The 26144-nt window shown below is 70.5% G+C and carries 23 protein-coding genes and 2 tRNA genes; 14 read left to right on the top strand and 11 right to left on the bottom strand.

From position 1 onward, the window contains the following. Positions 1–74 precede the first annotated feature (74 nt). Positions 75–2840, top strand: coding sequence for a pyruvate dehydrogenase (acetyl-transferring), homodimeric type (aceE, locus tag ACOJV9_RS08120; protein WP_420184686.1), 2766 nt, complete (start codon positions 75–77; stop codon positions 2838–2840). 78 nt (positions 2841–2918) lie between these two features. Here aceE and ACOJV9_RS08115 read toward each other — a convergent pair whose 3' ends face one another. From ACOJV9_RS08115 to ACOJV9_RS08090, 6 genes are all read right to left on the bottom strand, one after another. After that, positions 2919–3950, bottom strand: a complete 1032-nt coding sequence (locus ACOJV9_RS08115) for a methyltransferase (RefSeq protein WP_420184685.1) — start codon at positions 3948–3950, stop codon at positions 2919–2921. Between the two features lie 113 nt (positions 3951–4063). Continuing rightward, positions 4064–4669, bottom strand: coding sequence for a response regulator transcription factor (locus tag ACOJV9_RS08110; protein ID WP_420184684.1), 606 nt, complete (start codon positions 4667–4669; stop codon positions 4064–4066). Continuing rightward, the gene (locus ACOJV9_RS08105) at positions 4666–5754 is read right to left on the bottom strand and encodes a sensor histidine kinase (RefSeq protein ID WP_420184683.1); all 1089 of its coding nucleotides are present in this window, start codon (positions 5752–5754) and stop codon (positions 4666–4668) included. The genes ACOJV9_RS08110 and ACOJV9_RS08105 overlap by 4 nt, the downstream gene beginning before the upstream one ends. Beyond that, positions 5751–6575: an ABC transporter permease gene (locus ACOJV9_RS08100; protein ID WP_420184682.1), complete on the bottom strand. Its 825-nt coding sequence runs from the start codon at positions 6573–6575 to the stop codon at positions 5751–5753. The genes ACOJV9_RS08105 and ACOJV9_RS08100 overlap by 4 nt, the downstream gene beginning before the upstream one ends. Continuing rightward, positions 6572–7507 (bottom strand): ABC transporter ATP-binding protein, encoded by a 936-nt coding sequence (locus tag ACOJV9_RS08095; protein WP_420184681.1) that lies wholly within the window; start codon positions 7505–7507, stop codon positions 6572–6574. Before ACOJV9_RS08095 ends, ACOJV9_RS08100 begins: the two co-directional genes overlap by 4 nt. A gap of 96 nt (positions 7508–7603) precedes the next feature. Further along, positions 7604–8731, bottom strand: coding sequence for a glycerophosphodiester phosphodiesterase family protein (locus ACOJV9_RS08090; protein WP_420184680.1), 1128 nt, complete (start codon positions 8729–8731; stop codon positions 7604–7606). Positions 8732–8865: 134 nt separating this feature from the next. Between ACOJV9_RS08090 and argG the strand changes: the two genes are divergently transcribed. The 8 genes from argG to ACOJV9_RS08050 all read left to right on the top strand — a co-directional run bounded on the left by argG (position 8866) and on the right by ACOJV9_RS08050 (position 17271). Next, positions 8866–10293, top strand: coding sequence for an argininosuccinate synthase (argG, locus tag ACOJV9_RS08085; RefSeq protein ID WP_420184679.1), 1428 nt, complete (start codon positions 8866–8868; stop codon positions 10291–10293). Between the two features lie 32 nt (positions 10294–10325). Then, a complete protein-coding gene (locus ACOJV9_RS08080; RefSeq protein ID WP_420184678.1) occupies positions 10326–10595 on the top strand; it encodes a hypothetical protein in 270 nt (89 codons plus the stop codon). A 73-nt stretch (positions 10596–10668) separates the two neighbouring features. Continuing rightward, positions 10669–11874: a PucR family transcriptional regulator gene (locus ACOJV9_RS08075; protein WP_420184677.1), complete on the top strand. Its 1206-nt coding sequence runs from the start codon at positions 10669–10671 to the stop codon at positions 11872–11874. Positions 11875–11952: 78 nt separating this feature from the next. After that, positions 11953–13131, top strand: a complete 1179-nt coding sequence (locus ACOJV9_RS08070) for an acyltransferase domain-containing protein (protein WP_420184676.1) — start codon at positions 11953–11955, stop codon at positions 13129–13131. 5 nt (positions 13132–13136) lie between these two features. Further along, positions 13137–14138 (top strand): beta-ketoacyl-ACP synthase III, encoded by a 1002-nt coding sequence (locus tag ACOJV9_RS08065; protein WP_420184675.1) that lies wholly within the window; start codon positions 13137–13139, stop codon positions 14136–14138. An 89-nt stretch (positions 14139–14227) separates the two neighbouring features. Further along, positions 14228–14476, top strand: coding sequence for an acyl carrier protein (locus ACOJV9_RS08060; protein ID WP_420184674.1), 249 nt, complete (start codon positions 14228–14230; stop codon positions 14474–14476). Between the two features lie 102 nt (positions 14477–14578). After that, complete coding sequence (gene fabF / locus ACOJV9_RS08055; RefSeq protein WP_420184673.1) at positions 14579–15823, top strand: beta-ketoacyl-ACP synthase II; 1245 nt, start codon at positions 14579–14581, stop codon at positions 15821–15823. Beyond that, positions 15823–17271: an acyl-CoA carboxylase subunit beta gene (locus ACOJV9_RS08050; protein WP_420184672.1), complete on the top strand. Its 1449-nt coding sequence runs from the start codon at positions 15823–15825 to the stop codon at positions 17269–17271. Before fabF ends, ACOJV9_RS08050 begins: the two co-directional genes overlap by 1 nt. A 78-nt stretch (positions 17272–17349) precedes the next feature. On the opposite strand, the gene ACOJV9_RS08045 is transcribed toward ACOJV9_RS08050, so the two are convergent. Further along, complete coding sequence (locus ACOJV9_RS08045; RefSeq protein WP_420184671.1) at positions 17350–17865, bottom strand: DUF3145 domain-containing protein; 516 nt, start codon at positions 17863–17865, stop codon at positions 17350–17352. 365 nt (positions 17866–18230) lie between these two features. Here ACOJV9_RS08045 and ACOJV9_RS08040 point away from each other — a divergent pair, with 365 nt between their 5' ends. Then, complete coding sequence (locus tag ACOJV9_RS08040) at positions 18231–19388, top strand: beta propeller repeat protein (protein ID WP_420184670.1); 1158 nt, start codon at positions 18231–18233, stop codon at positions 19386–19388. A 280-nt stretch (positions 19389–19668) separates the two neighbouring features. Here the strand turns inward: ACOJV9_RS08040 and ACOJV9_RS08035 are convergent. After that, positions 19669–19742, bottom strand: a tRNA-Ile gene (locus ACOJV9_RS08035). Positions 19743–19865: 123 nt separating this feature from the next. On the opposite strand from ACOJV9_RS08035, the gene ACOJV9_RS08030 reads away from it, so the two are divergent. The 4 genes from ACOJV9_RS08030 to ACOJV9_RS08015 all read left to right on the top strand — a co-directional run bounded on the left by ACOJV9_RS08030 (position 19866) and on the right by ACOJV9_RS08015 (position 23169). Next, positions 19866–20606, top strand: a complete 741-nt coding sequence (locus ACOJV9_RS08030) for an amino acid ABC transporter ATP-binding protein (RefSeq protein WP_420184669.1) — start codon at positions 19866–19868, stop codon at positions 20604–20606. A 66-nt stretch (positions 20607–20672) separates the two neighbouring features. Next, positions 20673–21527, top strand: a complete 855-nt coding sequence (locus tag ACOJV9_RS08025; RefSeq protein ID WP_420184668.1) for a glutamate ABC transporter substrate-binding protein — start codon at positions 20673–20675, stop codon at positions 21525–21527. A 92-nt stretch (positions 21528–21619) separates the two neighbouring features. Continuing rightward, positions 21620–22297 carry an amino acid ABC transporter permease gene (locus tag ACOJV9_RS08020; RefSeq protein WP_420184667.1) on the top strand — a complete coding sequence of 226 codons (678 nt, stop codon included), beginning with the start codon at positions 21620–21622 and terminating at the stop codon, positions 22295–22297. After that, a complete protein-coding gene (locus ACOJV9_RS08015) occupies positions 22294–23169 on the top strand; it encodes an amino acid ABC transporter permease (RefSeq protein ID WP_420184666.1) in 876 nt (291 codons plus the stop codon). Before ACOJV9_RS08020 ends, ACOJV9_RS08015 begins: the two co-directional genes overlap by 4 nt. A gap of 149 nt (positions 23170–23318) precedes the next feature. On the opposite strand, the gene ACOJV9_RS08010 is transcribed toward ACOJV9_RS08015, so the two are convergent. The 3 genes from ACOJV9_RS08010 to dnaG form a co-directional block, all read right to left on the bottom strand. Beyond that, positions 23319–23391 (bottom strand) — tRNA-Asn (locus ACOJV9_RS08010). 268 nt (positions 23392–23659) lie between these two features. Next, positions 23660–24196: a hypothetical protein gene (locus ACOJV9_RS08005; protein ID WP_420184665.1), complete on the bottom strand. Its 537-nt coding sequence runs from the start codon at positions 24194–24196 to the stop codon at positions 23660–23662. Continuing rightward, positions 24193–26142 (bottom strand): DNA primase, encoded by a 1950-nt coding sequence (gene dnaG / locus ACOJV9_RS08000; RefSeq protein WP_420184664.1) that lies wholly within the window; start codon positions 26140–26142, stop codon positions 24193–24195. Before dnaG ends, ACOJV9_RS08005 begins: the two co-directional genes overlap by 4 nt. Positions 26143–26144: the final 2 nt, after the last annotated feature.

Genomic DNA, 26144 nt, shown 5'->3' with positions numbered 1-26144 from the left:
GACGGCCACTCCCCAGTGACAGGATGGAGCGAGTCGACCTCTCAGGGTCGTGGACGCAAGAGAAGGGAACCGTCGTGACGTTTCGCGAGGAAGCCGGCCCGATCCTCAATGGCCTCCCGAGCAGCCTCACCGACATCGACCCCGAGGAGACCTCGGAGTGGTTGGACTCGCTCGACCAGCTCATCGACGACGGGGGGCGCCAGCGTGCCCGCTACGTCATGCTGCGGCTGCTGGAGCGGGCGCGCGAGAACCAGATCGGTGTCCCCTCCCTGACCGCGACCGACTACGTCAACACCATCGACCAGGAGCAGGAGCCCTGGTTCCCGGGTGACGAGGACGTCGAGCGCCAGTACCGGCGGTGGATCCGTTGGAACGCGGCGGTCATGGTGCACCGTGCCCAGCGCCCCGGGGTGTCGGTCGGCGGCCACATCTCGACGTACGCCTCGGCGGCGACGCTGTACGAAGTGGGCATGAACCACTTCTTCCGTGGGCCCGACCACCCCGGTGGGGGCGACCACATCTTCTACCAGGGCCACGCCTCCCCCGGCATGTACGCCCGCAGCTTCCTCGAGGGCCAGATCGGCGAGACCGACCTCGACGGCTTCCGCCAGGAGAAGAGCCACATCGTCGACGGGCAGATCCGGGCGCTGTCCTCCTACCCGCACCCGCGGATGATGCCGGACTACTGGCAGTTCCCGACGGTGTCGATGGGCATCGGCCCGATGAACGCGATCTACCAGGCGCAGTTCGACAAGTACCTCCACAACCGCGGGATCAAGGACACCTCCGACCAGCGCGTCTGGGCCTTCCTCGGCGACGGCGAGATGGACGAGCCGGAGTCGCGCGGCCTGCTGCAGCTCGCGGCGAACGAGGAGCTCGACAACCTCACCTTCGTCGTCAACTGCAACCTGCAGCGCCTCGACGGGCCGGTGCGGGGCAACGGCAAGATCATCCAGGAGCTCGAGGCCTTCTTCCGCGGCGCCGGGTGGAACGTCGTCAAGGTCATCTGGGGACGCGGCTGGGACCCGCTGCTGGCCGCCGACCGCGACCACGCGCTGCGCCACATCATGAACACGACGACCGACGGGGACTACCAGACGTTCCGCGCCAACGACGGGGCGTACGTCCGCGAGCACTTCTTCGGCCGTGACCCGCGCACCCGCAAGATGGTCGAGGGCCTCACCGACGACCAGATCTGGCACGACCTGCAGCGCGGCGGCCACGACTACCGCAAGGTCTTCGCCGGCTACCAGGCCGCGGTCAACCACACCGGCCAGCCGACCGTGATCCTCGCGCACACCATCAAGGGGTACTCGCTCGGCAGCCACTTCGCCGGGCGCAACGCGACCCACCAGATGAAGAAGATGACCGTCGACGACCTCAAGACCTTCCGCGACGTCCTGCGCCTGCCGATCACCGACAAGCAGATCGACGACAACCCGTACCAGCCGCCGTACTTCCACCCCGGAGAGACCGACCCGACCCTCGAGTACATGCTCGAGCGGCGTCGGGCCCTCGGTGGCTCGATCCCGCAGCGACGCAGCAGGTACACCCAGCTGTCCCTGCCGGGCGACGACGCCTACAAGCAGGTGCGCAAGGGCTCCGGCAAGCAGACGATCGCCACGACGATGGCGTTCGTCCGCCTGCTCAAGGACCTCATGCGCGACAAGGAGTTCGGCAAGCGCGTCGTGCCGATCATCCCGGACGAGGCACGCACGTTCGGCATGGACTCGTTCTTCCCGACCCTGAAGATCTACAACCCGCACGGGCAGAACTACACGCCCGTGGACCACGACCTCATGCTCAGCTACCGCGAGTCGGTCTCGGGCCAGATCCTCCACGCCGGCATCAACGAGGCCGGCTCGGTCGCGGCGTTCACCGCAGCGGGGACGAGCTACTCGACCCACGGCGAGCCGATGATCCCGATCTACGTCTTCTACTCGATGTTCGGGTTCCAGCGCACCGGTGACTCGATCTGGGCGGCGGCCGACCAGCTGACCCGCGGCTTCCTCATCGGCGCCACGGCAGGTCGCACGACCCTCACCGGCGAGGGGACGCAGCACGCCGACGGCCACTCCCCCCTCCTGGCGTCGACCAACCCCGCGGTGCTCGCCTACGACCCGGCGTTCGGCTACGAGATCGGGCACATCATGCGTGACGGTCTGCGGCGCATGTACGGCGACGATCCCGAGAACCTCATCTACTACCTCACCGTCTACAACGAGCCGTACGTCCAGCCTGCCGAGCCGGAGGACGTCGACGCCGAGGGCATCCTGCGCGGCATGTACCTCCTGCAGAAGGCCGAGACGGAGGGCTGGACGCACCAGCCGGCCCGGGCCCAGCTGCTCGCGTCCGGCGTCGGGGTGCCTTGGGCCCTCGAGGCGCAGCGCCTGCTGGCCGACCACTGGGGCGTCGCGGCCGACGTCTGGTCGGTGACGTCATGGGGCGAGCTGCGTCGTGACGGGCTGGCCTGCGACGAGGAGGCCTTCCTCCACCCGGAGAACGAGGCGCGCGTCCCCTACGTCACGCAGCAGCTCAAGGACGCTGCCGGCCCGGTGCTCGCCACCTCGGACTACATGCGGGCGGTTCCCGACCAGATCGCCCAGTACGTGCCGGGCGACTTCCACTCGCTCGGGACCGACGGCTTCGGCTTCGCCGACACGCGTCCGGCGGCTCGTCGCTTCTTCCACGTCGACGGACCCTCGCTCGCCGTGCGCACCCTGCAGGTGCTCGCAGCGCGTGGCGAGGTCGAGGCTGACGTGCCGGGCAAGGCCGCCGACAAGTACGACCTGCTCGACGTGCGCGCGGGCACCAGCGGCAACGAGGGCGGCGACGCCTGACCCGCACACGCCGAGGCACCGACGCAGCAGCCGCGTCCCGGTCGACCGGGACGCGGCTGCTGTGCGTGACGGGAGGACTCAGGGCCGCGAGGCGAGCACGAGCTGGCGGCTGCGGCCCGGCACCAACCTGACGTCGACGAAGCCGGCGCGCGAGAGCAGGGCGGAGTACTCGCCCAGGGTGCGCTCGCGGGCTCCGAAGCTGAGCAGCATCATGAGGTCGAGCAGTCGCAGCTGGGCGCTCTCCGGACCGATCCCGTCGCTCTCGTCCGGGAGCACCGACTCGAGCACGATGACGGACCCACCCGGGGCGCAGGCACGGTGCACCCGCTCCAGGATCGCCGCGCACTGCTCGTCGTCCCAGTCGTGCAGGATGTTGCTGAGCAGGAAGGCGTCGCCCTGCGGCACGCTGACGAAGAAGTCGGACACCTCGGCCCGGCACCGGTCCTCGACCCGGTGCTCCGCGAAGACGGCAGCGGACCCCGCGACCGGCTCGGCCCGGTCCGCCAGCACGCCGTTGAGGTGCGGCACCGCGGCCACGACCTGGGCCAGCAGCCGGCCGGTACCGCCACCGGCATCGACGAGCACCGAGGCGCCGGAGCGCTCCAGCTCCCGGGCCACCAGCGCGGCCGGCTCCTCGTCCTTCGCGCCCCGCGCCATGGCCGCGTCGAACGTCCGGCCGACCTCCTCGTGGGTGCGCAGGTGCTCCCAGAAGGACATCCCGTGGACGTCCTCGAAGACGGGTTGGCCGGTGCGCACGGCCTGAGGCAGTCGCTGCCACGTCTCCAGCGTCCACGGGGCCGGCATCATCATCATCGCGCCCCAGTCCGAACCGGGGACGTCGCTGCGCAGACGCGCACCTGCTTCGGTCACCCGGAAGCACCCGTCCTCGTGGGTCAGCAGCCCCAGCGCGGTCAGCGTCCGGAGCAGCCGGTCGAGGGTCGGGGCGTGCGTGCCGGTGGACGAGGCCACCTCCTCGAGGGTGGCCGGCTCGACGAGGGCGTCCGCGAGGCGGAGCTCGGCCATGGCCCGTGCCGTGAGCGTCCGCCAGGCCCCGCGGATCAGATCGGCGACGAGGCGCTCGGCAGCCTCCGACGACCCTGCTGACGACACCATCGGCTCCTCCGCTCGGTCGGTGACCCGGCCAGCGTGCTCCCCCACCTCGGCCCATGCAAGGCCCCTCGCGAGCAGCGTCCCGGTGCTGGCCGGACTCGTGCTCCGGGGCGTCAGAGCCAGCCGCGGTCGCGGGCGTGGATCGCGGCCTCCGCCCGCGTCGACGTCCCCGTCTTCGCCATCGCGGACGAGAGATAGTTGCGGACGGTCCCCTCGGACAGGTGCACGCCACGGGCCACGACCGAGATCGGGGCGCCGGCGAGCGCGACCCGCAGCACGTCCTGCTCGCGTGGGGTGAGCGGGTTGGCCCCCTCGATGAGGGACTCCGCCGCGAGGGCACCGTCCACCACCCGCTCCCCCGCGTGGACGCGCCGCACCGCGTCGGCGAGCTCCGACGCCGGGGTGTCCTTGACGACGAAGCCCGCGGCGCCGGCCTCGAGCGCGCGACGCACGAAGCCCGGGCGACCGAAGGTCGTCACGATGAGGACTCGGGTCGGGAGTCCGGCCTCCGTGACGGCTCGACAGGCCTCGATGCCGTCGAGCCCGGGCATCTCGACGTCGAGCAGCGCGACGTCCGCGCGGTGGAGCCGAACGAGCTCGAGCACCTCGTCACCACGCCCCGCCTCCGCGACCACCTCGAGGTCCGGCTCGAGTCCGAGGAGCGTGATGATGGCACCGCGCACGAGGGCCTGGTCGTCGGCCACGAGCACCCGGATCACAGGGTGACCTCGAGCCGTGTGCCGGGAGCGGCGTCGCGGACCCTGAGGGAGCCACCCGCGGCGTCGACCCGTTCGCGCACACCGCGCAGCCCGTTGCCCTCGCGCAGCCCGGAGGGACCCCGACCGTCGTCCTCGACGGTGAGCGAGGACGGCCCGAGGAGGACCCGGCACACCGAGGCGCCGCTGTGCCGCACGACGTTGGTGACGGACTCCCGCAGCACCCAGGCGAGGACCACGCGGTGGCGAGGGTCGACGATCGTCAGGTCGTCGGGCATCTTCGCGATGATGCCGGCAAAGGCGAGCATCGCTGCAGCAGAGGCGATCTCGTCGTCAAGGCGGGCTGACCGCAGGCCACCGACGGCGGCCCGCACCTCTGCGAGCGCCTGACGGCTCAACGCACCGACCTCCACGATCTCCCGGCGGGCCCGCTCCGGATCGGTGTCCAGGAGCCGCTCGGCCACGTCCGACTTGAGGCTCATCGCCGTGAGGGTGTGGCCGATGACGTCGTGCACGTCCCGGGCGAGGCGGTCCCGCTCGGCAGCGACCGACAGCTCGGCCGCCAGCTGGTCGTGCACCATGCTCCGGCGCTCGATGGTGCGCACCACGGCGGTGACGACGGCGACGAGCAGGACGATGCCGCTGAGGTACCAGCTGTCAGCCAGCTCCGCCGACTGCGTCGTCAGCCACACGGTCAGGACGAGGACGACGGAGGTGACACCGACGGCGGCCCAGAGCGGCAGTGCGAACATCGACAGGGCGACGAGGTAGGGGCCACCTCCCACGGAGGCGGACCCGACCAGCGCGTGGATCGCGAGGCAGATCGCGACGAGGACCGCGAGGTGGGCGACCCCGCCCCGGACGACCTCACGCTCGTCCCCGGCCCGGCCCAGCGCCCTGAACCCGTGGATGTAGACGACGGCGAACACGGCGAACATCGCGACCGCTCCCGCGACGCGGGGCGCGCTCTCGCCGCTGTCGACCGCGCCGGCGACCGGGAACGCGAGGAAGACCAGCCAGACACCTCCCATGACCCAGCCCCAGCGCTGCCACGGGTGGGGCGAGCCCTGCGGGACGGAGGCGCTCACTGCCGACCACGGCTGCGCCGCACGAGCGCGGTCGCGAGCACCGCGAGGATGACCGTCCACACCGCCACGTTAGCGACCGACATCCAGAGCGGTTCACTGCGCATGGCGCCCGTGGAGTCGACGACCATCCCCTCGGTGAGGGGGTAGCGGGCCAGGGCCACGTAGCCGTAGAGCGGCGTGAACCGCGCGACCTCGAGGAGCAGGCCGCTCAGTGGGAAGAAGATGTTGCCGAGGAAGCCCAGGACGACGAGCGAGCCCGAGGCCGCCGTGACGGCCGCTTCGGAGCGGAACGCCAGCCCGAAGACCAGCCCGTAGAGGGCGAACAGCACGGCCCCCACGACGAGGACGGCCGCGCTGCCCAGCCAGGCCGCCAGGGTCCCCTCGGCACCGGTGAGCAGGCCGAGGACGTAGACGACCGCGATGGGCAGGACGGCGACGACGAGCGCGACGACCGCCTTCGTGGCGACATAGGTGCCGTCCCCGAGCGGGGTGATCCCGAGCTGGCGCCCCCAGCCCTGCATGCGCTCGACCGCGGCCATGCCGCCGATGCCCACCGTCGCGGTGACGGCTCCGTAGGCCGCCATCGAGATCATGACGTAGAGCGCGACGTTGCCGTTGCCGGCGTTCTCCTGCGAGTACCCGGCGCTCGCGCCGAAGAGGACGTACATGAAGGCCGGCAGGCCGACGACGAAGAACATCGTCACGAGGTCTCGGACGACCCGCCAGAGCTCCAGACCCAGGTATGCCGTCCGCCGACCACGCGTGCGCGCCTCGCCGCCCGCGGTCCGGGGCGTCAGGGGTCGTGACGTCGTGGCGCTCATGCCGCGGCCCCGTCCTGCCGGGCGCCGGTGAGGGCGACGAAGGCGGACTCGAGCGAGCCCGTGGTGATCTCGAGGTCGCGTGCGCCCGGGAAGCCGAGCAGGGTGCGGGCGACGCCGTCGGAGTCGGACGAGAGGACCGTGAGCCGGTCGCGGTCCACCCTGACGTCGTGCACGCCGGGAAGCCGGTGGAGCCGTGCGGTGACCTCCGCGGCGCGGTCGGGGTCGACCCGGGCGGCGACCGTGCGACCCGAGGCGCGCGCCCGGATGACGTCGGTGGCTCCGTCGGCCACGACCACACCGTAGGACAGCAGCACGATGCGGTCCGCGAAGTCGTCCGCCTCCTCGAGGTAGTGCGTCGCGAAGAGGACGGTGCGGCCCAGCGCCGCCTCGGCATGCATGGAGGCCCAGAAGGCCCGCCGGGCGGAGACGTCCATCCCCGCGGTGGGCTCGTCGAGGATGAGCAGGTCGGGGTTCGGCAGCAGGGCGAGCGCGAAGCGGAGCCGCTGCTGCTCCCCGCCGGAGCACTTCGAGACCTTCCGGGCCGCCAGACCGGTGAGGTCCGCACGGGTGAGGACTTCGTCGACGGGCGCGTGGGCGGCATACGTGCTGGCGATCATCCGCACGGTCTCGCGGACGGTGAGGTCCCGCAGCAGACCACCGGTCTGGAGGACGGCCGAGACGCGCCCGGCACGGACCGCTTCGCGCGGCGCGCCGCCGAGGACGTCCACCGACCCGGAGGTGGGGGTCGTCAGGCCGAGGACGAGGTCGAGGGTGGTCGTCTTGCCGGCACCGTTCGGTCCGAGGACGGCGACGACCTCACCGCGCCCGATGGTGAGGTCGATGCCGCGCACGGCTCGCACGGGTGTCGCGCCACTCGCGAAGGTCTTCGTCAGGTCGGTGAGCCGTACGGCTGGTGTCTGTGTCGAGGTCATGCCTCCAGCCTCGGCGTCGAGTGGTGCCTCCCGACAGTGCCGGGAGACACCACCTCGGCGTGACATCTGTCAGGACCGCTCCGTCCTGGCCGGGGGTCAACGGGCGAGGAACGCCTCACGGGCCTCGACGCAGATGTCCGGCTGGTCGCAGAAGACGCCGTCGACCCCGACCTCGAAGAAGCGGGTCACCTCGTCGCCCATCCGACCGATCGCCGCGGGGTCGGTGCCGATCCGGTAGTCGACGGGAAGGAACTGGTTCTCCGCGCGGAAGGTCCACGGGGTGACGTCGAGCCCGACCTTGTGGGCCTCGGAGACGAGCGTGGTCGGGGTCCCGAGCGTCCCGTCGGCGCGGCGAGGGATGACCCGGCTCTTCTCGACCCCGAGCCCGTCGATGTCCTTGGCGAGGGCCTTGAGGCTCGCCGGAGCGATGAGGTCGGTGTAGGTGCGAGGGTCACCCTGCGCCTCGAGGTCGTAGGGGGCACCGCTGGCGCTCACGAGGAAGACGAGGTTGGCCTTGTAGCCCAGCTCGTCGTCGAGCCGGACGAGGTTGCTGAGCTCGAAGCTCTGCACCCAGAGCGGGGCGTTGGGGCGGTTGAGCCCGAAGGCCGTCACCGCACGCAGGAGCGACACCTCCGGGTCGAAGCCCGCCTCGTGGAGGAAGGTCGAGTGCTTGATCTCCGGGATCACGCCGATGGTGCGACCGAGCTCGGCGCTGAGCCGCTCGCGCAGGGCGAGCACCTCGTCGAGCGTCGGCACCTCGAACCGTCCGTCGTAGGAGGCGCTCTCGGGACGGACGGCCGGGAGCCGCTCCTCGGCGCGCAGCGTCTTGAGCTCGGCGAGCGTGAAGTCCTCCACCCACCACCCGGTCACGGCCCTGCCGTCGAGCTGCTTGGTGACGCGGCGGTCGGCGAACTCGGGGTGCGCCGCGACGTCGGTCGTCCCGCCGATCTCCGGCTCGTGCCGGTCGACGAGGACACCGTCCCTGGTCATCACGAGGTCCGGCTCGATGTAGTCGGCACCCTGCTCCACCGCGAGCCGGTAGGCCGCGAGCGTGTGCTCCGGGCGGTACCCCGAGGCGCCGCGGTGCGCGTGCACGAGGGGCTCGGCGAAGCTCGCGCGGCCCTTCGAGGACGGGGGCGCGTCGGCCTGCGCCGGGGCGAGGGTCGCGGCTCCGGGCGCCACGAGGCCGAGGGACAGGGTGAGGGTGAGGAGGGTTCGTCTCATGCGACCACCCTGACCCGGCTCGGCGAGTTCCGCGCGGCGAGCAGGTGGCGGGTGGGTGACCTCTGGACGTCGTCCGGGCCACACGGCACACGACTCATTTGTGGTTATGCGCAACTCTGTATAGTCTTGCAGTCGTGTCCAAAGTACTCACCTCCCTGCCCGTCGGCGAGCGCGTCGGCATCGCCTTTTCCGGGGGTCTCGACACCTCCGTCGCCGTCGCCTGGATGCGTGAGCGAGGAGCGGTCCCCTGCACCTACACCGCCGACCTGGGCCAGTACGACGAGCCCGAGATCGACACCGTCCCCGAACGCGCCGGGCAGTACGGCGCCGAGGTCGCGCGCCTCGTCGACTGCCGGAGCGCTCTCGTCGAGGAGGGGCTGTCGGCGCTGGCCTGCGGTGCCTTCCACATCCGCAGCGGTGGCCGGACCTACTTCAACACCACCCCGCTCGGCCGCGCCGTCACCGGCACCCTGCTCGTGCGGGCCATGCAGGCCGACGACGTGTCCATCTGGGGCGACGGCTCGACGTTCAAGGGCAACGACATCGAGCGCTTCTACCGCTACGGCCTGCTGGCCAACCCCGGCCTGCGGATCTACAAGCCGTGGCTCGACGCGGCCTTCGTCAGCGAGCTCGGGGGCCGGCACGAGATGAGCGAGTGGCTCACCGCGCGCGACCTCCCCTACCGCTCGAGCGCCGAGAAGGCCTACTCGACCGACGCCAACATCTGGGGCGCGACCCACGAGGCCAAGACCCTCGAGCACCTCGACGAGTCGATGGAGATCGTCGAGCCGATCATGGGCGTCAAGCACTGGGACCCGTCGGTCGCCATCGAGCAGGAGGACGTGCGGGTCCGCTTCGTCCAGGGACGACCGGTCGCGATCAACGGGGAGGCCCTCGAACCGGTGGCGCTCGTCGACCTCGCCAACACCATCGGCGGGCGGCACGGCCTGGGCATGTCCGACCAGATCGAGAACCGGATCATCGAGGCGAAGTCGCGAGGCATCTACGAGGCCCCCGGCATGGCCCTGTTCCACATCGCCTACGAGCGGCTCCTCAACGCCGTCCACAACGAGGACACGATCGCGAACTACCACGCCGAGGGCCGCCGGCTCGGCCGTCTGCTCTACGAGGGCCGGTGGCTGGACCCGCAGTCGCTCATGCTGCGGGAGGCCATCCAGCGGTGGATCGCCTCGGTCGTCACCGGCGAGGTCACCCTCCGGCTGCGGCGCGGGGACGACTACTCCATCATCGACACCACGGGTGAGCACTTCAGCTACCACCCCGACAAGCTGTCGATGGAGCGGGTCGAGAACGCCGCCTTCGGTCCGCTGGACCGGATCGGCCAGCTCACCATGCGCAACCTCGACATCGCCGACAGCCGCTCCAAGCTCGAGATCTACGCGAGCCAGCCCGTCGACCAAGGGCAGCTGCTCGTCGAGAACGGCACCCTCTTCGGCGACCTCCCCGCCGGCGGCTACGACCGGATCACCGACAACCCGGTCGGCCCGGGCCCCGACGACGACGCCCTCGACCGGGCGGCCATGGAGTTCGGAACCGACTGACGCGAGGACCTCACCTGCGCGATGCTGGGTCCATGGACGGACGCACGGTGGTGGAGCGGCTGGCCGCGGGACTCGGCGTGCTCGGGCTGCTCGCCGTCCTGCCCTTCTACATCTCGTCGGGCCTCGCGGCGCCGTTCTGGGCGATCGTCGTCCTGCTCGTGTTCTGGGCCGCGCTCGTCCTGTGCGCCGTCCGCTGGTTCCGGACGCGACCGTGGCTCGTCCTCGTCCTGCCCCTCGTGGCGGCCGCGGTGTGGTGGGCCAGCATGATGCTCGGTGAGCAGCTGCTCGGCTGGCAGGCCTGACCCGAGCGGCGACAGGAGCAGAACGCGCGGGACATGCCGCAGGTTGTGCACGGCATACAAATAGACTCCCCGCGTGGCCATCACCCGCAACCGCCCCTCGGCGGCGACCCGGCGCCGGTTCGAGCGTGCGGCCGGTGACCTCGGTGCGGCGGCCGTGCAGCAGATGGAGACCCAGCACGAGTGGTACCGCGCGCTGGCCGCCGAGGAGCGGTCGTGGGTCGGGCTCGTGGCGCAGGCGGGCATCCGGTCGTTCATCGAGTGGTTCACCGGCAGCCAGGACCGCAGCCACGTCACGGCCGACGTCTTCGGCACGGCGCCGCGTGAGCTGACCCGCTCGATCAGCCTGGGCCAGACGCTCGACCTCGTCCGGACCGTCGTCGACGTCGTCGAGCGCGAGTCCACCGGGCTCGCCGGGCGTGGTGACGAGGTCAAGGTACGCGAGGCGGTGCTGCGCTACAGCCGCGAGATCGCCTTCTCCGCGGCAGAGGTCTACGCGCACGCCGCCGAGGCGCGTGGAGCGTGGGACGCCCGGCTCGAGGCGCTCGTCGTCGACGCAGTCATCCGCGGCGAGGCGGACGACTCGATGCAGTCGCGAGCCTCCGCGCTCGGGTGGGGCACGACGACCGACGTGTGCGTCATCGTCGGTTCGACGCCAGAACAGGCTCCTGCTCAGGTCGTGGACCGCCTGCACCGGGACGCCAAGCGCCTCGGCGTCGAGGTGCTCGTCGCCATCCACGGGCGCCGGGTCGTGTGCATCACCGGTCAGGTCGAGGACCCCCTGGCGACCGCGTCCGCGCTGGGGGACTGCTTCGGTGACGGTCCGCTCGTCGTCGGACCGGTCGTCCCCCACCTGTATGCCGCGGGGCGCAGTGCCCGCGCCGCGCTGTCCGGGCACGCCGCTGCTCCCGCGTGGCCCAAGTCCGCCCGTCCGGTGCTCAGCGACGACCTCCTCGCCGAGCGCGCGCTGCTCGGTGACCTGCCGGCGCGCGCCATGCTCATCGCCCGCGTCTACGCCCCACTGGCGGCCAGCGGCGGGGGCAACCTGCTCGAGACGGCGGCGGCCTACCTCGACGGTGGGCTGGGGCTCGAGGGCACGGCCCGCGAGCTCTTCGTGCACACCAACACGGTGCGCTACCGGCTGGGGAAGATCGCCGATACCGTCGGCTACGACCTCACCGACCCGCACGACGCCCAGACGGTCCGGCTCGCGCTGGCCTACGGACGGGTAGCCCCCGAGCCGTCCACGCGGGTCGCGCGGGCTCAGCGTTCGACGTTGTAGGAACCCTCCAAACCTGCGCCCCTGAAATCGTCTGGCCCGGAGACGCCGCAGCGGGTCCGTCACGGCGACGCTGAAGGGGTGCTCGTCATCGTGTGCCCTGGACAGGGCTCCCAGACCCCCGGCTTCCTCACCCCCTGGCTCGCCATCCCCGGCGTCCGTGAACGGCTCGGCTGGCTCTCTGCCGTCGCCGGGATGGACCTCGTGCGCCACGGCACCGAGTCCGACGAGGCGACCATCAAGGACACCGCGGTCGCCCAGCCGCTGATCGTGGCCTCCGGGCTGGTGTCCCTGCTCGCGCTCTTCCAGCACCCGGCCGACGGCTTCCGCCTCGTCGGCGCCGGTGCCGGCCACTCCGTGGGTGAGATCACGGCCGCGGCCGCCGGCGGCGTCATCTCCGCCGAGCAGGCCATGGTCTTCGTCCGAGAGCGTGGCCGCGCCATGGCCGAGGCGAGCGCCGTGCAGCCGACCGGCATGAGCGCCGTCATCGGCGGCGACCCCGACGAGGTGTCCGCTGCCATCGCCCGGCACGGCCTGACCCCGGCCAACATCAACGGCGCCGGGCAGGTCGTCGCCGCGGGCACGACGGACCAGCTCGCCGCGTTCGCCGCCGAGCCCCCGGCGAAGGCCCGGGTGATCCCGCTCAAGGTCGCCGGCGCCTTCCACACCGAGCACATGGCTCCGGCCGTCGACGTGCTGTCGCGCTACGCCAAGGCCATGTCCACCCACGACGCCCGCGTCCCCCTCGTCTCGAACCGCGACGGTGCCGTGGTGCACAGCGGCCGCGAGGTGCTGGGCCGCCTCGTCAGCCAGGTGAGCAACCCGGTGCGCTGGGACCTGACGATGGAGACGTTCAAGGAGCTCGGCGTGACCGGCATCATCGAGGTCCCGCCCGCCGGAACCCTCGCCGGTCTGGCCAAGCGTGTCCTCAAGGACGTCGAGATCCTCGCGCTCAGGACCCCGGACGACCTCGAGCAGGCGCACCGGATGGTCAAGGAGCACGCTGTCTCCGCCGGGGTCGCCCAGGACCCGACCTGGCGCCTCGTCATCAGTCCCGCGAAGGGCATGGTCTCCTTCACCCACAGCGAGGTCGGCACGGCCGTCGAGACCGGCGCCGTCGTCGCCACCGTCGGCACCCTGCGCGACACCTACGAGGTCGTCGCCCCGCACGGGGGCCGCGTCGTCGAGTGGCTGGTCGAGGACGGCGACCCCGTCTCGCCCGGCCAGCCCGTTCTCCGTCTGCACCCCCAGGAAGGCTGAGCCGGATGTCCGGACTCATCACCCCCGCCACCGGCGCCGCCCACGCGCGCATCGCCGGCATCGGCGCCTACCGCCCACGCCGCGTCGTCCCCAACTCCGAGATCGTCGAGGCCATCGACTCCTCCGACGAGTGGATCCAGGAGCGGTCGGGCATCAAGACCCGCTACTTCGCCGGTGACGGCGAGAGCGTCATCGACATGTCCGAGGCCGCCGTCAACGGCGCCCTCGAGATGGCCGGCATGGAGGCCGGCGAGATCGACGCCGTCGTCCTCGCCACCGTGACCCATCCATACCAGACCCCGGCGGCCGCCCCGATGCTCGCCGACCGGATGGGCATGGACAAGCCGGTCGCGTTCGACGTCTCCGCGGCCTGTGCCGGCTACTGCCACGGCATCGCCCTCGCCAACGACATGGTCCGCGGCGGCAGCGCCCGCAATGTCGCGGTCGTCGGCGTGGAGCGGCTCTCCGACTTCACCAGCCGCACCGACCGTGGCACGGCCTTCATCTTCGGCGACGGGGCGGGCGCTGCGATCGTCACGGCCGCCGACACTGTGGGCATCGGTCCGACGGTCTGGGGCTCCGAGGGCGACAAGTGGGACGTCATCGCCCAGAACGAGAGCTGGATCGACGTCCACGAGCAGAAGCTCGACTGGCCGACGATCGGCATGCAGGGCCAGCGCGTCTTCCGGTGGGCCGTCTGGAGCATGGCGCCGGTGGCCAAGCGCGCCCTCGAGGTCGCGGGGGTGACCGTCGACCAGCTCGACGCCTTCATCCCCCACCAGGCCAACGTCCGCATCATCGACGCGATGTGCAAGCAGCTCGGCATCCCCGAGCACGTCGCCGTCGCCCGCGACATCGTCGACTCGGCGAACACCTCCGCCGCATCCGTTCCGCTCGCGACCGAGCGCCTGCTGCGCGAGGGCCTCGCCCCCCGCGGCGGCTTGGCGCTGCAGATCGGCTTCGGCGCGGGCCTGTCGTATGCCGCGCAGGTCGTCACCCTCCCCTAGAGACTCCCGCGGTCCACGGGTCATCAAGGGCCACCGCACCACGCACAGGAGGTCCGCACCAGGCGGACCCGAACACGAAGGAGCACACCATGGCTCAGAGCGAGCAGGAGATCCTCGCGGGTCTCGCAGAGATCGTCAACGAGGAGACCGGGCTGGACCCGGAGAGCGTCCAGAGCGACAAGGCGTTCACCGACGACCTCGACATCGACTCGCTGTCGATGATGACCATCGTCGTCAACGCCGAGGAGAAGTTCGGGGTGCGCATCCCGGACGACGAGGTCAAGAACCTCCGCACCGTCGGCGACGCCGTCTCGTTCATCCAGTCCAACCAGGCGTGATCCGACGGCGCCGCCCCACGCACGTGGGGCGGCGCCGGGCTCGGGCCACCTGCGCACGCCACCTGCCGCCACCCACCGTCCTCGTCTAGGAGTCAACGAAACATGAGCACCGAACGTCGCGTCGTCGTCACCGGTCTCGGAGCCACCACCCCTCTCGGCGGGACCATCACCGAGACGTGGGACGCGATCCTCGCCGGCCGGTCCGGCGCGCGCACGCTGACCGAGGACTGGGTCGAGAAGTACGAGCTCCCCGTCACCTTCGCGGCCTCGATCCACACCTCCCCCGAGGAGGTGCTGTCCAAGGTCGAGTGCCGCCGCATGGACCCCAGCGCCCAGTACGCCATGGTCGCCTCCCGCGAGGCCTGGGCCGACGCGGGCTCCCCGGAGGTCGACCCCGAACGCTTCATGGTCGCCATCGGCACCGGCATCGGTGGCGTCCACACCCTGCTCGCGCAGTGGGACAACCTGCGGGAGAAGGGCGTTCGTCGCGTCTTCCCGCTCGCCGTGCCCATGCTCATGCCCAACACGAGCAGCGGCAACGTCTCGCTCGCCCTCGGTGCGCGCGCCGGGGCCCACACCGCCGTGTCGGCCTGCGCCTCCGGCGCCGAGTCGATGGCCCTCGCGGTCGACCAGATCCGCCTCGGACGCGCCGACATCGTCGTGGCCGGTGGCACCGAGGCGGCGGTCCACGCACTCCCCTTCGCCGGCTTCACCCAGATGCAGGCGCTCTCGACGCGCAACGACGACCCCGAGCACGCCTCCCGCCCCTACGACACGGGCCGTGACGGCTTCGTCATGGGTGAGGGCGCGGCCGTCATCGTCCTCGAGTCCGAGGAGCACGCCCGGGCTCGCGGAGCCCGGATCTACGCCGAGCTGGCCGCGTCCGGCATGTCCTCGGACGCGCACCACATCACCGCCCCGGAGCCCGAGGGCGCCGGAGCGAGCCGCGCGATGCGTGAGGCGGTCGAGCGAGCCGGCCTCACCCCGGCCGACATCGTCCACATCAACGCGCACGCCACCTCGACGCCGGTGGGTGACGTCGCCGAGTCCAACGCCATCCGCCGCGCCTTCGGTGACGCGACCGACGGCATGTGCGTCAGCGGGACGAAGTCGATGACCGGCCACCTGCTCGGTGCCGCAGGAGCCCTGGAGGGGCTGTTCACGATCCTCTCCGTGCACCACCGCATCGCTCCCGCCACGATCAACATCGAGGACATGGACCCCGCCATCCACCTCGACGTCGTCCGGGGTGAGCACCGCACGCTGCCCGACGGCGACATCGCCGCGCTCAACAACTCGTTCGGCTTCGGCGGGCACAACGTCGCTCTCACCGTGAAGAGCGTCTGATGACCCGCCAACCCAACGAGGCCTCCGCGTCGGCGTCGACCGCCACGAAGCCGAAGCCCGACAAGGCCAACGACCCCCGCAACCCGAGGCTGCGGCTCGCCGCCTTCTTCGACGAGGGTTCGCTCGAGCTGATCAGCCCCGAGGACGACAGCGGCATGCTCGCCGCCGTCGGCACCTGCCAGGGCACGCCCGTGGCCGCGTTCTGCTCGGACGCGACGATCATGGGTGGTGCCATGGGCGTGGCCGGCTGCAAGGTCGTGCTCACGGCATACGAGCGGGCTCTCGCGGACGGCATACCGGTCGTCGGCATCTGGCACTCCGGGGGCGCCCGGCTGCCCGAGGGGGTCGTCAGCCTGCACGCGGTCGGTGAGGTCTTCGCCATCATGACCCGGGCCTCGGGCAAGATCCCGCAGATCTCGGTGGTCATCGGCGCCGCCGCCGGCGGTGCGGCCTACGGGCCCGCCCTGACCGACATCGTCATCCTCGCCCCGGACGGTCGCATCTTCGTCACCGGACCCGACGTGGTCCGCTCGGTCACCGGCGAGGCCGTGGACGCGCTGCGCCTGGGCGGCCCCGAGCCCCACGGCCGGCGCAGCGGCGTCGTGCACGTCGTCACCGAGTCGACCGAGCAGGCCTACGAGCGCGGGCGCCAGCTGGCCTCGCTGCTCGCCGACCAGGGCACCCTCGACGTCGACGGCGTGGCGGACTTCGACCTCGAGGAGACCTTCCCCGAGTCGGCCAAGCGCGCCTACGACGTGCACCCGGTCGTCGACAACGTCCTCGACAAGGGCGCCGACTCCGTCGAGCTGCACCCCCGGTGGGCGCCCAACATCGTCACCCAGCTGGGGCGCCTCGGCGGCCGCACCGTCGGCGTCATCGCCAACAACCCGATGCGGCTCGGCGGCTGTCTCGACTCTCCGTCCGCCGAGAAGGCCGCGCGGTTCGTGCGGATGTGCGACGCCTTCGGGGTGCCGCTCATCGTCCTCGTCGACGTGCCGGGCTACCTCCCCGGCGTCGGCCAGGAGTGGGACGGCGTGGTGCGCCGCGGCGCCAAGCTCCTCCACGCGTTCGCCGAGGCCACCGTGCCCAGGGTGACCCTCGTGACGCGCAAGACCTACGGAGGTGCCTACATCGCGATGAACTCGCGCTCGCTCGGCGCCACCCGGGTCTTCGCCTGGCCGACGGCGCACGTCGCGGTCATGGGCTCGGTGGCCGCCATCCGGATCCTGCACCGCCGCCGGCTGGCAGAGGTCGACGACGCCGAGCGCGCCGCCGTCGAGCAGCAGCTGGCCGAGGAGCACGACCTCATGTCGGGTGGTCTGGCGCGGGCGGTGGAGATCGGCGTGGTCGACGAGATCGTCGAGCCCAGCGTCACCCGGTCGGCCCTGGCCCGCGCCATCGCCGAGGCACCACAGCGTCGCGGGGACCACGGCAACATCCCACTGTGACCTGACCGGTCGCACCACGCACGAGGCCCGCTCCCCCTGTACGGGAGCGGGCCTCGTGGCGTCGTGTCGCGGCGCCGGTCAGCCGACCTGGTGCAGCCAGCGCACGGGCGCGCCGTCGCCGGCGTAGCGGAACGCCTCGAGCTCATTGTCCCACTCGGTGCCGAGGACCTCCTCGATCATCTCCTCGATGGCGTCGGGAGAGCCCTGAGCCAGCATGAGGATCTCTTTGAGGCGCTCCTCCCCCACGACGGCGTCGCCGCTCGCCGAGGTGGCGGTGTGGTGGATGCCCAAGCTGGGCGTGTGGGACCAGCGTGAGCCGTCGCTGCCCGCGCTCGGGTCCTCGGTGACCTCGTAGCGCATGCCCTGCCACCCGCGCAGCGTGGACGCCAGGCGGGCACCGGTCCCCTGCTCCCCGATCCACGACCACTCGCCCCGCATGAGGCCGGGAGCCGCGGGCTGCGGGGTCCAGTCGATGGTGACGCGCGAGCCCGTGGCGGACTCGAGCGCCCAGGTGATGTGGGGGCACAGCGCTGCCGGGGCCGAGTGGATGAACACCACTCCCCGGGTCGACACACGTCGCGTCGCGACAGACATCCTGGCCTCCTTCACGAACGAGGGACGTCTTCCCCAACGCCGTCGCACGTGGTCCTTCGGAGGGCACCAGATCCTGTATGCCGGTCAGCTCGCTGTGCAGGCGCCTCAGGCGCCGTTGTCAAACGTCCCACGAGAACACTCGTGAACCGTGGGGCTCATCATGCACCATCGGCACCGCAGACACCATGCGGAACACGCCATCGAACCGTGGCGGTCGGATCCGAGAGCCAGCTTCCTGAAGTTCGCGCATCGTATAGTCATTTAGGGCCATTTGCTTGTTCTGAGTTGCCTACGATTTCGCGCGCATTGACTATTGGGTCTGACCCGTTCGGGTCAACCCCTGCGTCTTACGAGGAGCACCCACGATGGGTACCCGCCCCCTGTCCACTCGTCGCCACCTGGTGGCCGCCGCCGCGGCCACGACCCTCGGCCTGGGCTGCCTCGGCGGACTCGCCGCTGTCCCCGCTCAGGCCAAGAAGCCGGCCCCGCCCCCGCCGGTCAGCACCGCCCTCCCCACCTACCCCAGCTCCGTGGTCGGGGTGAGCCCTCAGGCGCTCGAGAAGCCCAACGAATCCGGACGGACCATCCGCAGCCTCACGCTGGACGACGGGAAGTTCTACGTCGGATACGGCGACTACTACATCAACGGCGGGCCGACCAAGGTGAGCACGTTCGACCCGGTCACGCGAGGGTTCAGCGAGACGGGACTGACCGCGCCGACCGAGGAGATCACCACCTTCCGCCGGATCAACGGCAAGCTCTACGCACCATGGACCGACCCGACGGGTTCCGGTGGCACCAACCAAGGCTTCTCGACGAACGCCAGTGGCACCTGGACCAACGAGTTCAAGGCGCCGGCGGTGCACGTCTTCGATGTCGCCAGCCTCACCGGGTCGGACCTGTGGATGGTCGGTTCGGCGAACAACGTCGAGCCGGGCAAGGGCGGCGCGGCCGCCTACCGGTCCACCGACGGGGGGGCGTCCTGGTCTCTGGTTGCCAAGGACACGGCCGGCTCGGGGTCCGAGCGCTACTACTGGGCAGCCGCACTCAACGGCAAGATGTACCTTCAGGCCCAGCACATGGCAGGCGCGCCGCTGCGTGTCTTCGACGGGGCCCGCTGGTCGACCCACAGCGCGACGCCGTGCAGCACGGTCGAGGCGCGAGCGGTCGAGGTGTTCGCCGGCAAGATCCTCTGCACCAACTACAGCTTGGGGGTCGTCGCGTTCGATGGTCGCAACGCAACGACGGTGCTCTCCAAGTACAAGGGAACGGTCCTCGACTTCGACATCCCCGGTGACGGCTACATCTATGCCCTCAGCGCCACCGGAATCTTCCGGAGCGCTGACGGGATGACGTGGACAGGTGTGGCCAAGACACCCGCCGAGGCGGGGTCCATCGGGGTGCACAACGGCACGGTGTATCTCGGTCAGCGCCTGACCGGCACCATCCTCAAGCTCGACGGTCTGAACACCTTGGCGGCACCGGCCACCGTGCGGGTTGCGTCGACCCGGACCATCCAGTAGCCGCCTCGGTCAGGCAAGGGTCAGCTGGCCCTTTCGCATGACGACAGCGGGCCGACTCCTCACTCGGAGTTCGGCCCGCTGTTGGCTGGCCGCCCATCCCCGAATGACGGCATCCGCATCGGACCCAGAACGGCCTTGCCACGCCGTTCAGCCACATACGTCTCCCTCACCAAGGACGTGTTAGGGATCGGCCAAAGCCTGTCAACCATCACCCGGAACACTGTCAGGTATCAGGTGAAGCCCAGGCGTCAGATAACAGGCGAAGTCATACAAACGTCCGTGGGGCGACTCGGGCTTGAACCGAGGACCGACGGATTATGAGTCCGCTGCTCTGACCGACTGAGCTACCGCCCCTGAAGCGCAGCCGATCCTACCTGCGGGCGGCGAGCGGCCGGCATACCCGCCGGACGTTGCAAATGGGTGTCGCATCGGCGCAGTGCCGCGTGCCAGCACACGGGTAGCGGTAGGTTGCGCGTCATGACTGAGCCCCTGGTCGTCCTCAAGGACGTCAACAAGCACTTCAGCGACCTCCACGTCCTCAAGGACATCGACATGGAGATCGGCAAGGGCGAGGTGGTCGTCGTCATCGGCCCGTCCGGGTCCGGCAAGTCGACACTGTGCCGCGCGATCAACCGCCTCGAGACGATCGAGTCCGGCTCGATCACGATCGACGGCAAGAAGCTGCCCGAGGAGGGCAAGGCGCTCGCCCAGCTGCGTGCCGACGTCGGCATGGTGTTCCAGTCCTTCAACCTCTTCGCGCACAAGACGATCCTCGACAACATCACGCTGGGTCCCATCAAGGTGCGCAAGCAGAAGAAGGCGGAGGCCGAGAAGCGCGGCATGGAGCTGCTCGAACGGGTCGGTGTCGCCCAGCAGGCCCAGAAGTTCCCGGCCCAGCTCTCCGGGGGTCAGCAGCAGCGCGTCGCCATCGCCCGCTCCCTGGCGATGAACCCGAAGGTCATGCTCTTCGACGAGCCGACCTCTGCCCTGGACCCCGAGATGATCAACGAGGTCCTCGACGTCATGGTCGGCCTCGCCCGTGACGGCATGACGATGATCGTCGTCACCCACGAGATGGGCTTCGCCCGCAAGGCGGCCAACCGGGTGGTCTTCATGGACGGCGGCCAGATCGTCGAGGAGAACACCCCCGAGCAGTTCTTCACGCACCCCAAGAGCGACCGGGCCAAGGACTTCCTCGGCAAGATCCTCACCCACTGAGGACTTCCGGCTTCACGACCCCACATCACGGCACGCTCGGTGCCGCCACCACAGGAGGAACACCAGATGAATGCACGACGGATCGGCGCGATCGGCGCAGCCGTGGCGCTCGCGATCGGCCTCAGCGCCTGCGGGAGCGACGACGGTGGAGAGACCGGCACCGGCAGCGGTGGCGACAGCACCACCAGCGGCAAGAAGCTGAAGATCGGCATCAAGTTCGACCAGCCCGGGCTCGGCCTGAAGAAGGGCACGGAGGTGTCGGGGTTCGACGTCGACATCGCGAAGTACGTCGCCAAGGAGCTCGGCACGGCCGAGGGTGACATCGAGTGGGTCCAGGCGCCGTCCCCGCAGCGCGAGACGCTGATCTCCACCGGCCAGGTCGACATGATCTTCGCGACCTACTCCATCACCGACGCCCGCAAGGAGAAGGTCACCTTCGCCGGTCCCTACTTCATCGCCGGGCAGGACCTCCTCGTGCGCTCCGACGACGCGAGCATCACCGGTCCGGACGCGCTCACCGGCAAGAAGCTCTGCTCGGTCAAGGGCTCGACGTCTGCGCAGAAGGTCAAGGACAAGTACCCCGGCGTCCAGCTCCAGGAGTTCGCGACCTACTCCGAGTGCCTGCCTGCGCTGGGCACCGGTGGCGTCGACGCGCTGACGACCGACGACACCATCCTCGCCGGCTACGCCGCGCAGGAGGAGTTCAAGGGCAAGTTCAAGGTCGTCGGACAGCCCTTCTCGGAGGAGAAGTACGGCGTCGGTCTCAAGAAGGGTGACGTCGAGACCTGCACCAAGGTCAACGACGCGCTCAAGAAGGCCTTCACGGACGGCGCCTGGCAGAAGGCGATCGACGACAACCTCGGCCCGGCCAACTACAAGCCCGGCCCCGGCAACCCGCCGACTCCGGCTGAGTGCGTCTGACGCTCCACCCGACCCCGCGTATGCCGTCCGCCCACCTCTCGGTGGGCGGGCGGCGTGCGCAGCCCCCTGCCACACCACCTGAAGGGTGACCCATGGGTGAGATCCTGAGGAACTACGACGTCCTCGGCGCCTTCTGGATGACGATCTACCTGGCCTTCTTCTCGGCCATCGGTGCGCTCGTCATCGGCACGATCATGGCGGTCATGCGCGTCTCCCCCATCGGCGTGCTCCGCTGGGCCGGGACGACCTACGTCAACGTCATCCGCAACACCCCCCTGACGCTGATCCTCGTGTTCTGCTCCCTCGGCATCCTCTACATCCTTCAGGTCAGCCTCGCCGACGAGCAGTCGCCGACCTCGATCGTGGACAACAACATCCGCTGGGCGATCGTCGGCCTGGCCGTCTACCACGCGGCCTTCGTCTGCGAGGCCCTCCGGTCCGGCGTCAACACCGTCCCGCTGGGCCAGGCGGAGGCGGCGCGCGCCATCGGGCTGACGTTCTGGCAGAGCCTGACGCAGGTGATCATGCCGCAGGCCTTTCGCGGTGCCATCGCGCCGCTGGGTTCGGTGCTCATCGCCCTCATCAAGAACACGACGGTGGCCTCCATCATCGGCGTGGCCGAGGCCTCCGGCCTCATGAAGGAGATCATGGAGAACGAGACCGCCTCGCTCGGCGTCTTCCTCATCTTCGCCGTCGGCTTCGTCATCCTCACCCTTCCCACGGGTCTGCTCTTCACGTGGATGTCGCAGCGGCTGGCGGTGAAGCGATGAGCACCCAGAACGTCCTCTTCGACGCCCCGGGGCCCAAGGCGCGGGTGCGCCACCTCGTCATGACCGCCGTCGGCGCCGTGTTCGTGCTGGGGATCGCGTTCCTCGTGCTTCGCAAGCTCGACCAGCAGGGTCAGCTCGAGGGCTCACTGTGGAGGCCGCTCGCCACGGCGGACGTGTGGAACGAGTACCTCATCCCCGGCCTGTGGGCGACGATCAAGGCGGCGGCGGTGTCCATCGTCGGCGCCATGGTCTTCGGCCTCCTCTTCGGCACCGGTCGGCTCTCGCACCTCGCGCCGGTCCGCTGGGTCTGTGGGGTGATCGTCGAGTTCTTCCGTGCGGTCCCGGTCCTGCTGATGATGTACTTCGGCTTCTACTTCATCGCGGCTCGCGACCTGTTCGGCGCCGAGAACTACGCGTTCGCCGCGACGGTGATCGCGCTCACGCTCTACAACGGGTCCGTCATCGCCGAGCTCGTCCGCTCCGGGGTCTTCGGCCTGCCCAAGGGGCAGCGCGAAGCCGGGCTCTCCGTCGGACTGACCCGGTCGCAGTCCCTGCGGTCGATCGAGCTGCCGCAGGCCCTCACTGCGATGCTGCCGGCGTTGGTCAGCCAGCTCGTCGTCATCCTCAAGGACAGTGCGCTCGGCTCGGCACTGCCCTACATCGAGCTCCTGTCCCAGGTGAAGAACGTGGGCACCGCCTACGGCAACGTCATCCCGGCCTACATCGTCGGAGCCGTCCTCTTCATCCTGCTCAACTACGGGCTGACGCTCGTGGCCGGCCGGATCGAGCGTCGCATCAACCGCAGAGGCAAGACCGCCGGCGGCACTGCGGCGCTGCCCCTCCCGGGCACCGTCGCCGACGACACGATCTGAGCGTCGCCCACTCCGCACAGGAAGCTCTCACCTTGTTTGACGGCCTCGGTCAGGCGAGGTGGGACCATCCCGCCTCCGGCGGGAAAGTTGAGGAGGCGGCAGCACGAAGGGCCCGGATCCGCACTGGATCCGGGCCCTTCGTGGTCCTGCTCCCCCGGTTGGACTCGAACCAACAACCTGCCGATTAACAGTCGGCTGCTCTGCCAATTGAGCTACAGGGGAATGCGATGCGTTCGTGACGACCGCTTGGCGGCGTGCCGCGGGCGGCGCGCTGCGCAACGATAGCAAAGGGTGTGCGCCTCGGCGAAAACGGCCGCCTCACGTGGTCGATCTCCCCCACGGACGCCGTTCACCGCGTGCGCCAAACGGTTCGCGAACCGCCCTGCCGCTCGCGAACCTGATCGATCCGGTCCACGAATGCTTCAGGGGTTCGCGAACCTCATCGGTCCGCGCCCACACCCCGGGTTCACGGGTCCAAGGCGCCGGAGGGTCAGTCGAGCCCGACCTGCTCGCGCAGCCGGTCCAGCGCCGCCCGGGTCTCCTCGGACACTCCGGGGTCGGACGAGCGCACCCCCTTGCCGAGGATGGTCTGGCTCAGCAGGGCACCGGTCGCGAGCTCCTTGCGCACGACGACGCGCGCCCGACGCTTCGGCCCGAGGTCGACCTCGTCGGCCAGCACGACGCTCGCCTGGACCCGCTCACGCAGCACCTGGGGGAACGTCCCGAGGTCCTCGAGCTCCCACACGGTCGCCGGTGCACGGTCCACCCACTGCACCGTCAACCGGCGCTTCTCGTCGTCCCAGGAGCCGGTGTCGACCATGTGCCATGGCCGGTCGAGGACCACGGAACCGGACTGGACGGCATACACGTGCGTCGTGGTCGCGACCACGTCCGCACCGGAACGGACGTCATGGGCGACGGACAGGACGTCACCGGCACGGTCGCCGAGGACCGAACGCAGCTCGTCCGGGACCTCCGGACCGCGCCGTCCGAGCCCGCCCAACCGGGCGAAGCGCCCCGGCGTCACGAGGTGAGCCGATCGCGCAGGCGGGCACGGTTCATCTCGAGCTCGATGAGCTTGCGGGAGCGCTCACGAAGGGCCTCCTGGTCGGGTTCGGGTGAGTTCTGGAGGCGGCGGATGGCCGCGGTCTCGTCGGCGATCTGGCGGCTGAGGCCGGCGTCGTGCACGCCGATGACGAGCGAGTCGAGGTAGCGCTGCGGCGGCAGGCCGGTCGACGGGTCGACCTTGGTGGGCAGGGGCGCGACCGACAGCTCGGCGAGCAGCCCACGCACCGCGAGCGTCCCCGCCTCGGCCACCGCGGACGTCCACCCGGCCGTCGACAGCTGCGACGCCTTCGACGCGACGGCACGCACCCCGTCGAAGATCGCGGCGTGGGCCGGCGCGGTGAAGGCCACCGACGGGAGCGCGTCGATCGTCTCCGTGCTGAAGCGCGTCGGGTACTGCAGCAGCGCCTGGAGCAGCTGGCGCTCGGTGCGCACGATCGGGTCGTGCAGGTTCGGCGGCGGCAGTGCAGCGGCGAGGTCGTGGTCGCTGGGCTCGGGCACGTCGTCGGTCGAGGCCGGGGTGCGGTCGCCCGGGCGCGCCGGAGCGCCCTCGGACACCTCGCGGGCCTTGATCCGGCCGGCCCGCTGCACCTCGTTGAGGACCTGCTCCACCTCGACCCCGAGCATGCCGGCGACGGTGCGGATGTATTCGGGTCGCAGCGACGAGTCCCGGATGGAGTTGATGATCGGCGCGACCGCCTGCATCGCCTGGACGCGGCCCTCGGCCGTCTCGAGGTCGAAGCGGGTGATCGTCGTGCGGACGGCGAACTCGAACATCGGGACCGCGTCCTCGACGAGCGCCCTGACCGCGTCGTCGCCCTTGGCCAGGCGAAGGTCGCACGGGTCCATGCCGTCGGGGGCGACCGCGACGAACGACTGCGAGGCCCAGCGCTGGTCCTCGCCGAACGCCTTCATCGCGGCCTTCTGCCCGGCAGCGTCACCGTCGAAGGTGAAGATGACCTTGGCGGGGGCGCCGTCGGCCTCGTCGCGCATGATCCGACGCAGGATCTTGATGTGGTCGATGCCGAAGGCCGTGCCGCACGTCGCCACCGCCCCCCGGACTCCGGCGAGGTGCGCGGCCATGACGTCGGTGTAGCCCTCGACGATGACCGCACGCCGCTCGGTCGCGATCGACTTCTTGGCCGCGTCGAGGCCGTAGAGGACGGTCGACTTCTTGTAGATCGGGGTCTCGGACGTGTTGAGGTACTTCGCGGCGATCCGGTCGTCGTCGAGCAGCCGCCGGGCCCCGAAGCCCACCGTGTCGCCGGTGACGTCGCGGATCGGCCAGACCAGCCGCCCGCGGAAGCGGTCGTACAGCCCCCTGCTCCCCCGCCCGGACAGGCCCGCCGTGACCATCTCGTCCTCGCTGAAGCCCTTCTCGCGCAAGTGGCGGGTCAGCTCCTCGCCACCGCGCGGCGCGAAGCCCATGCCGAACTGCTCCGCGACGGCCCGGTTGAAGCCACGGTCGCGCATGAAGTCGCGAGCGGGTCGCGCGTCGGGCCGGTCGACGAGCACCTTCGCGTAGAACTCCTCGGCCACCCGGTGCGCCTCGATGAGCCGCGAGCGCCGGCCGATGCCGCCTCCGTCCTCGCGGCGGCCGCCCTCCTCGTAGCGCAGCTCCATGCCGATCTTGGCCGCCAGTCGCTCGACGGACTCGGCGAAGGTGAGGTGCTCGACCTTCTGCACGAAGGAGATGACGTCGCCACCCTCGCCGCAGCCGAAGCAGTGGTAGGCGCCGACGGTCGGCCGGACCGTGAACGAGGGGGTCTTCTCGTCGTGGAAGGGACACAGGCCCTTGAGCGAGCCGACGCCACCGGGTCGGAGGGTCACGTGGTCACGGACGACGTCCTCGATCGAGGAGCGCTCCTTGACGGCTTGGATGTCGTCGGCGTTGATCCGGCCCGCCACGC

It is taken from the genome of Knoellia terrae (assembly GCF_048606435.1).
Lineage (GTDB): Bacteria > Actinomycetota > Actinomycetes > Actinomycetales > Dermatophilaceae > Knoellia > Knoellia terrae.
The sequence above is the reverse complement of the archived record's forward strand: the minus strand, read 5'-3'. Positions and strand labels throughout refer to the sequence as shown.

Excerpts from the sequence above, each read along its gene's own strand:
- ACOJV9_RS08100 (WP_420184682.1), bottom strand. The coding sequence starts at position 6,575 with ATGAGCGCCACGACGTCACGACCCCTGACGCCCCGGACCGCGGGCGGC.
- ACOJV9_RS08095 (WP_420184681.1), bottom strand. The coding sequence starts at position 7,507 with ATGACCTCGACACAGACACCAGCCGTACGGCTCACCGACCTGACGAAG.
- ACOJV9_RS08090 (WP_420184680.1), bottom strand. The coding sequence starts at position 8,731 with ATGAGACGAACCCTCCTCACCCTCACCCTGTCCCTCGGCCTCGTGGCG.
- ACOJV9_RS08080 (WP_420184678.1), top strand. The coding sequence starts at position 10,326 with ATGGACGGACGCACGGTGGTGGAGCGGCTGGCCGCGGGACTCGGCGTG.
- ACOJV9_RS08065 (WP_420184675.1), top strand. The coding sequence starts at position 13,137 with ATGTCCGGACTCATCACCCCCGCCACCGGCGCCGCCCACGCGCGCATC.
- ACOJV9_RS08060 (WP_420184674.1), top strand. The coding sequence starts at position 14,228 with ATGGCTCAGAGCGAGCAGGAGATCCTCGCGGGTCTCGCAGAGATCGTC.
- fabF (WP_420184673.1), top strand. The coding sequence starts at position 14,579 with ATGAGCACCGAACGTCGCGTCGTCGTCACCGGTCTCGGAGCCACCACC.
- ACOJV9_RS08050 (WP_420184672.1), top strand. The coding sequence starts at position 15,823 with ATGACCCGCCAACCCAACGAGGCCTCCGCGTCGGCGTCGACCGCCACG.
- ACOJV9_RS08045 (WP_420184671.1), bottom strand. The coding sequence starts at position 17,865 with ATGTCTGTCGCGACGCGACGTGTGTCGACCCGGGGAGTGGTGTTCATC.
- ACOJV9_RS08040 (WP_420184670.1), top strand. The coding sequence starts at position 18,231 with ATGGGTACCCGCCCCCTGTCCACTCGTCGCCACCTGGTGGCCGCCGCC.
- ACOJV9_RS08030 (WP_420184669.1), top strand. The coding sequence starts at position 19,866 with ATGACTGAGCCCCTGGTCGTCCTCAAGGACGTCAACAAGCACTTCAGC.
- ACOJV9_RS08025 (WP_420184668.1), top strand. The coding sequence starts at position 20,673 with ATGAATGCACGACGGATCGGCGCGATCGGCGCAGCCGTGGCGCTCGCG.
- ACOJV9_RS08020 (WP_420184667.1), top strand. The coding sequence starts at position 21,620 with ATGGGTGAGATCCTGAGGAACTACGACGTCCTCGGCGCCTTCTGGATG.
- ACOJV9_RS08015 (WP_420184666.1), top strand. The coding sequence starts at position 22,294 with ATGAGCACCCAGAACGTCCTCTTCGACGCCCCGGGGCCCAAGGCGCGG.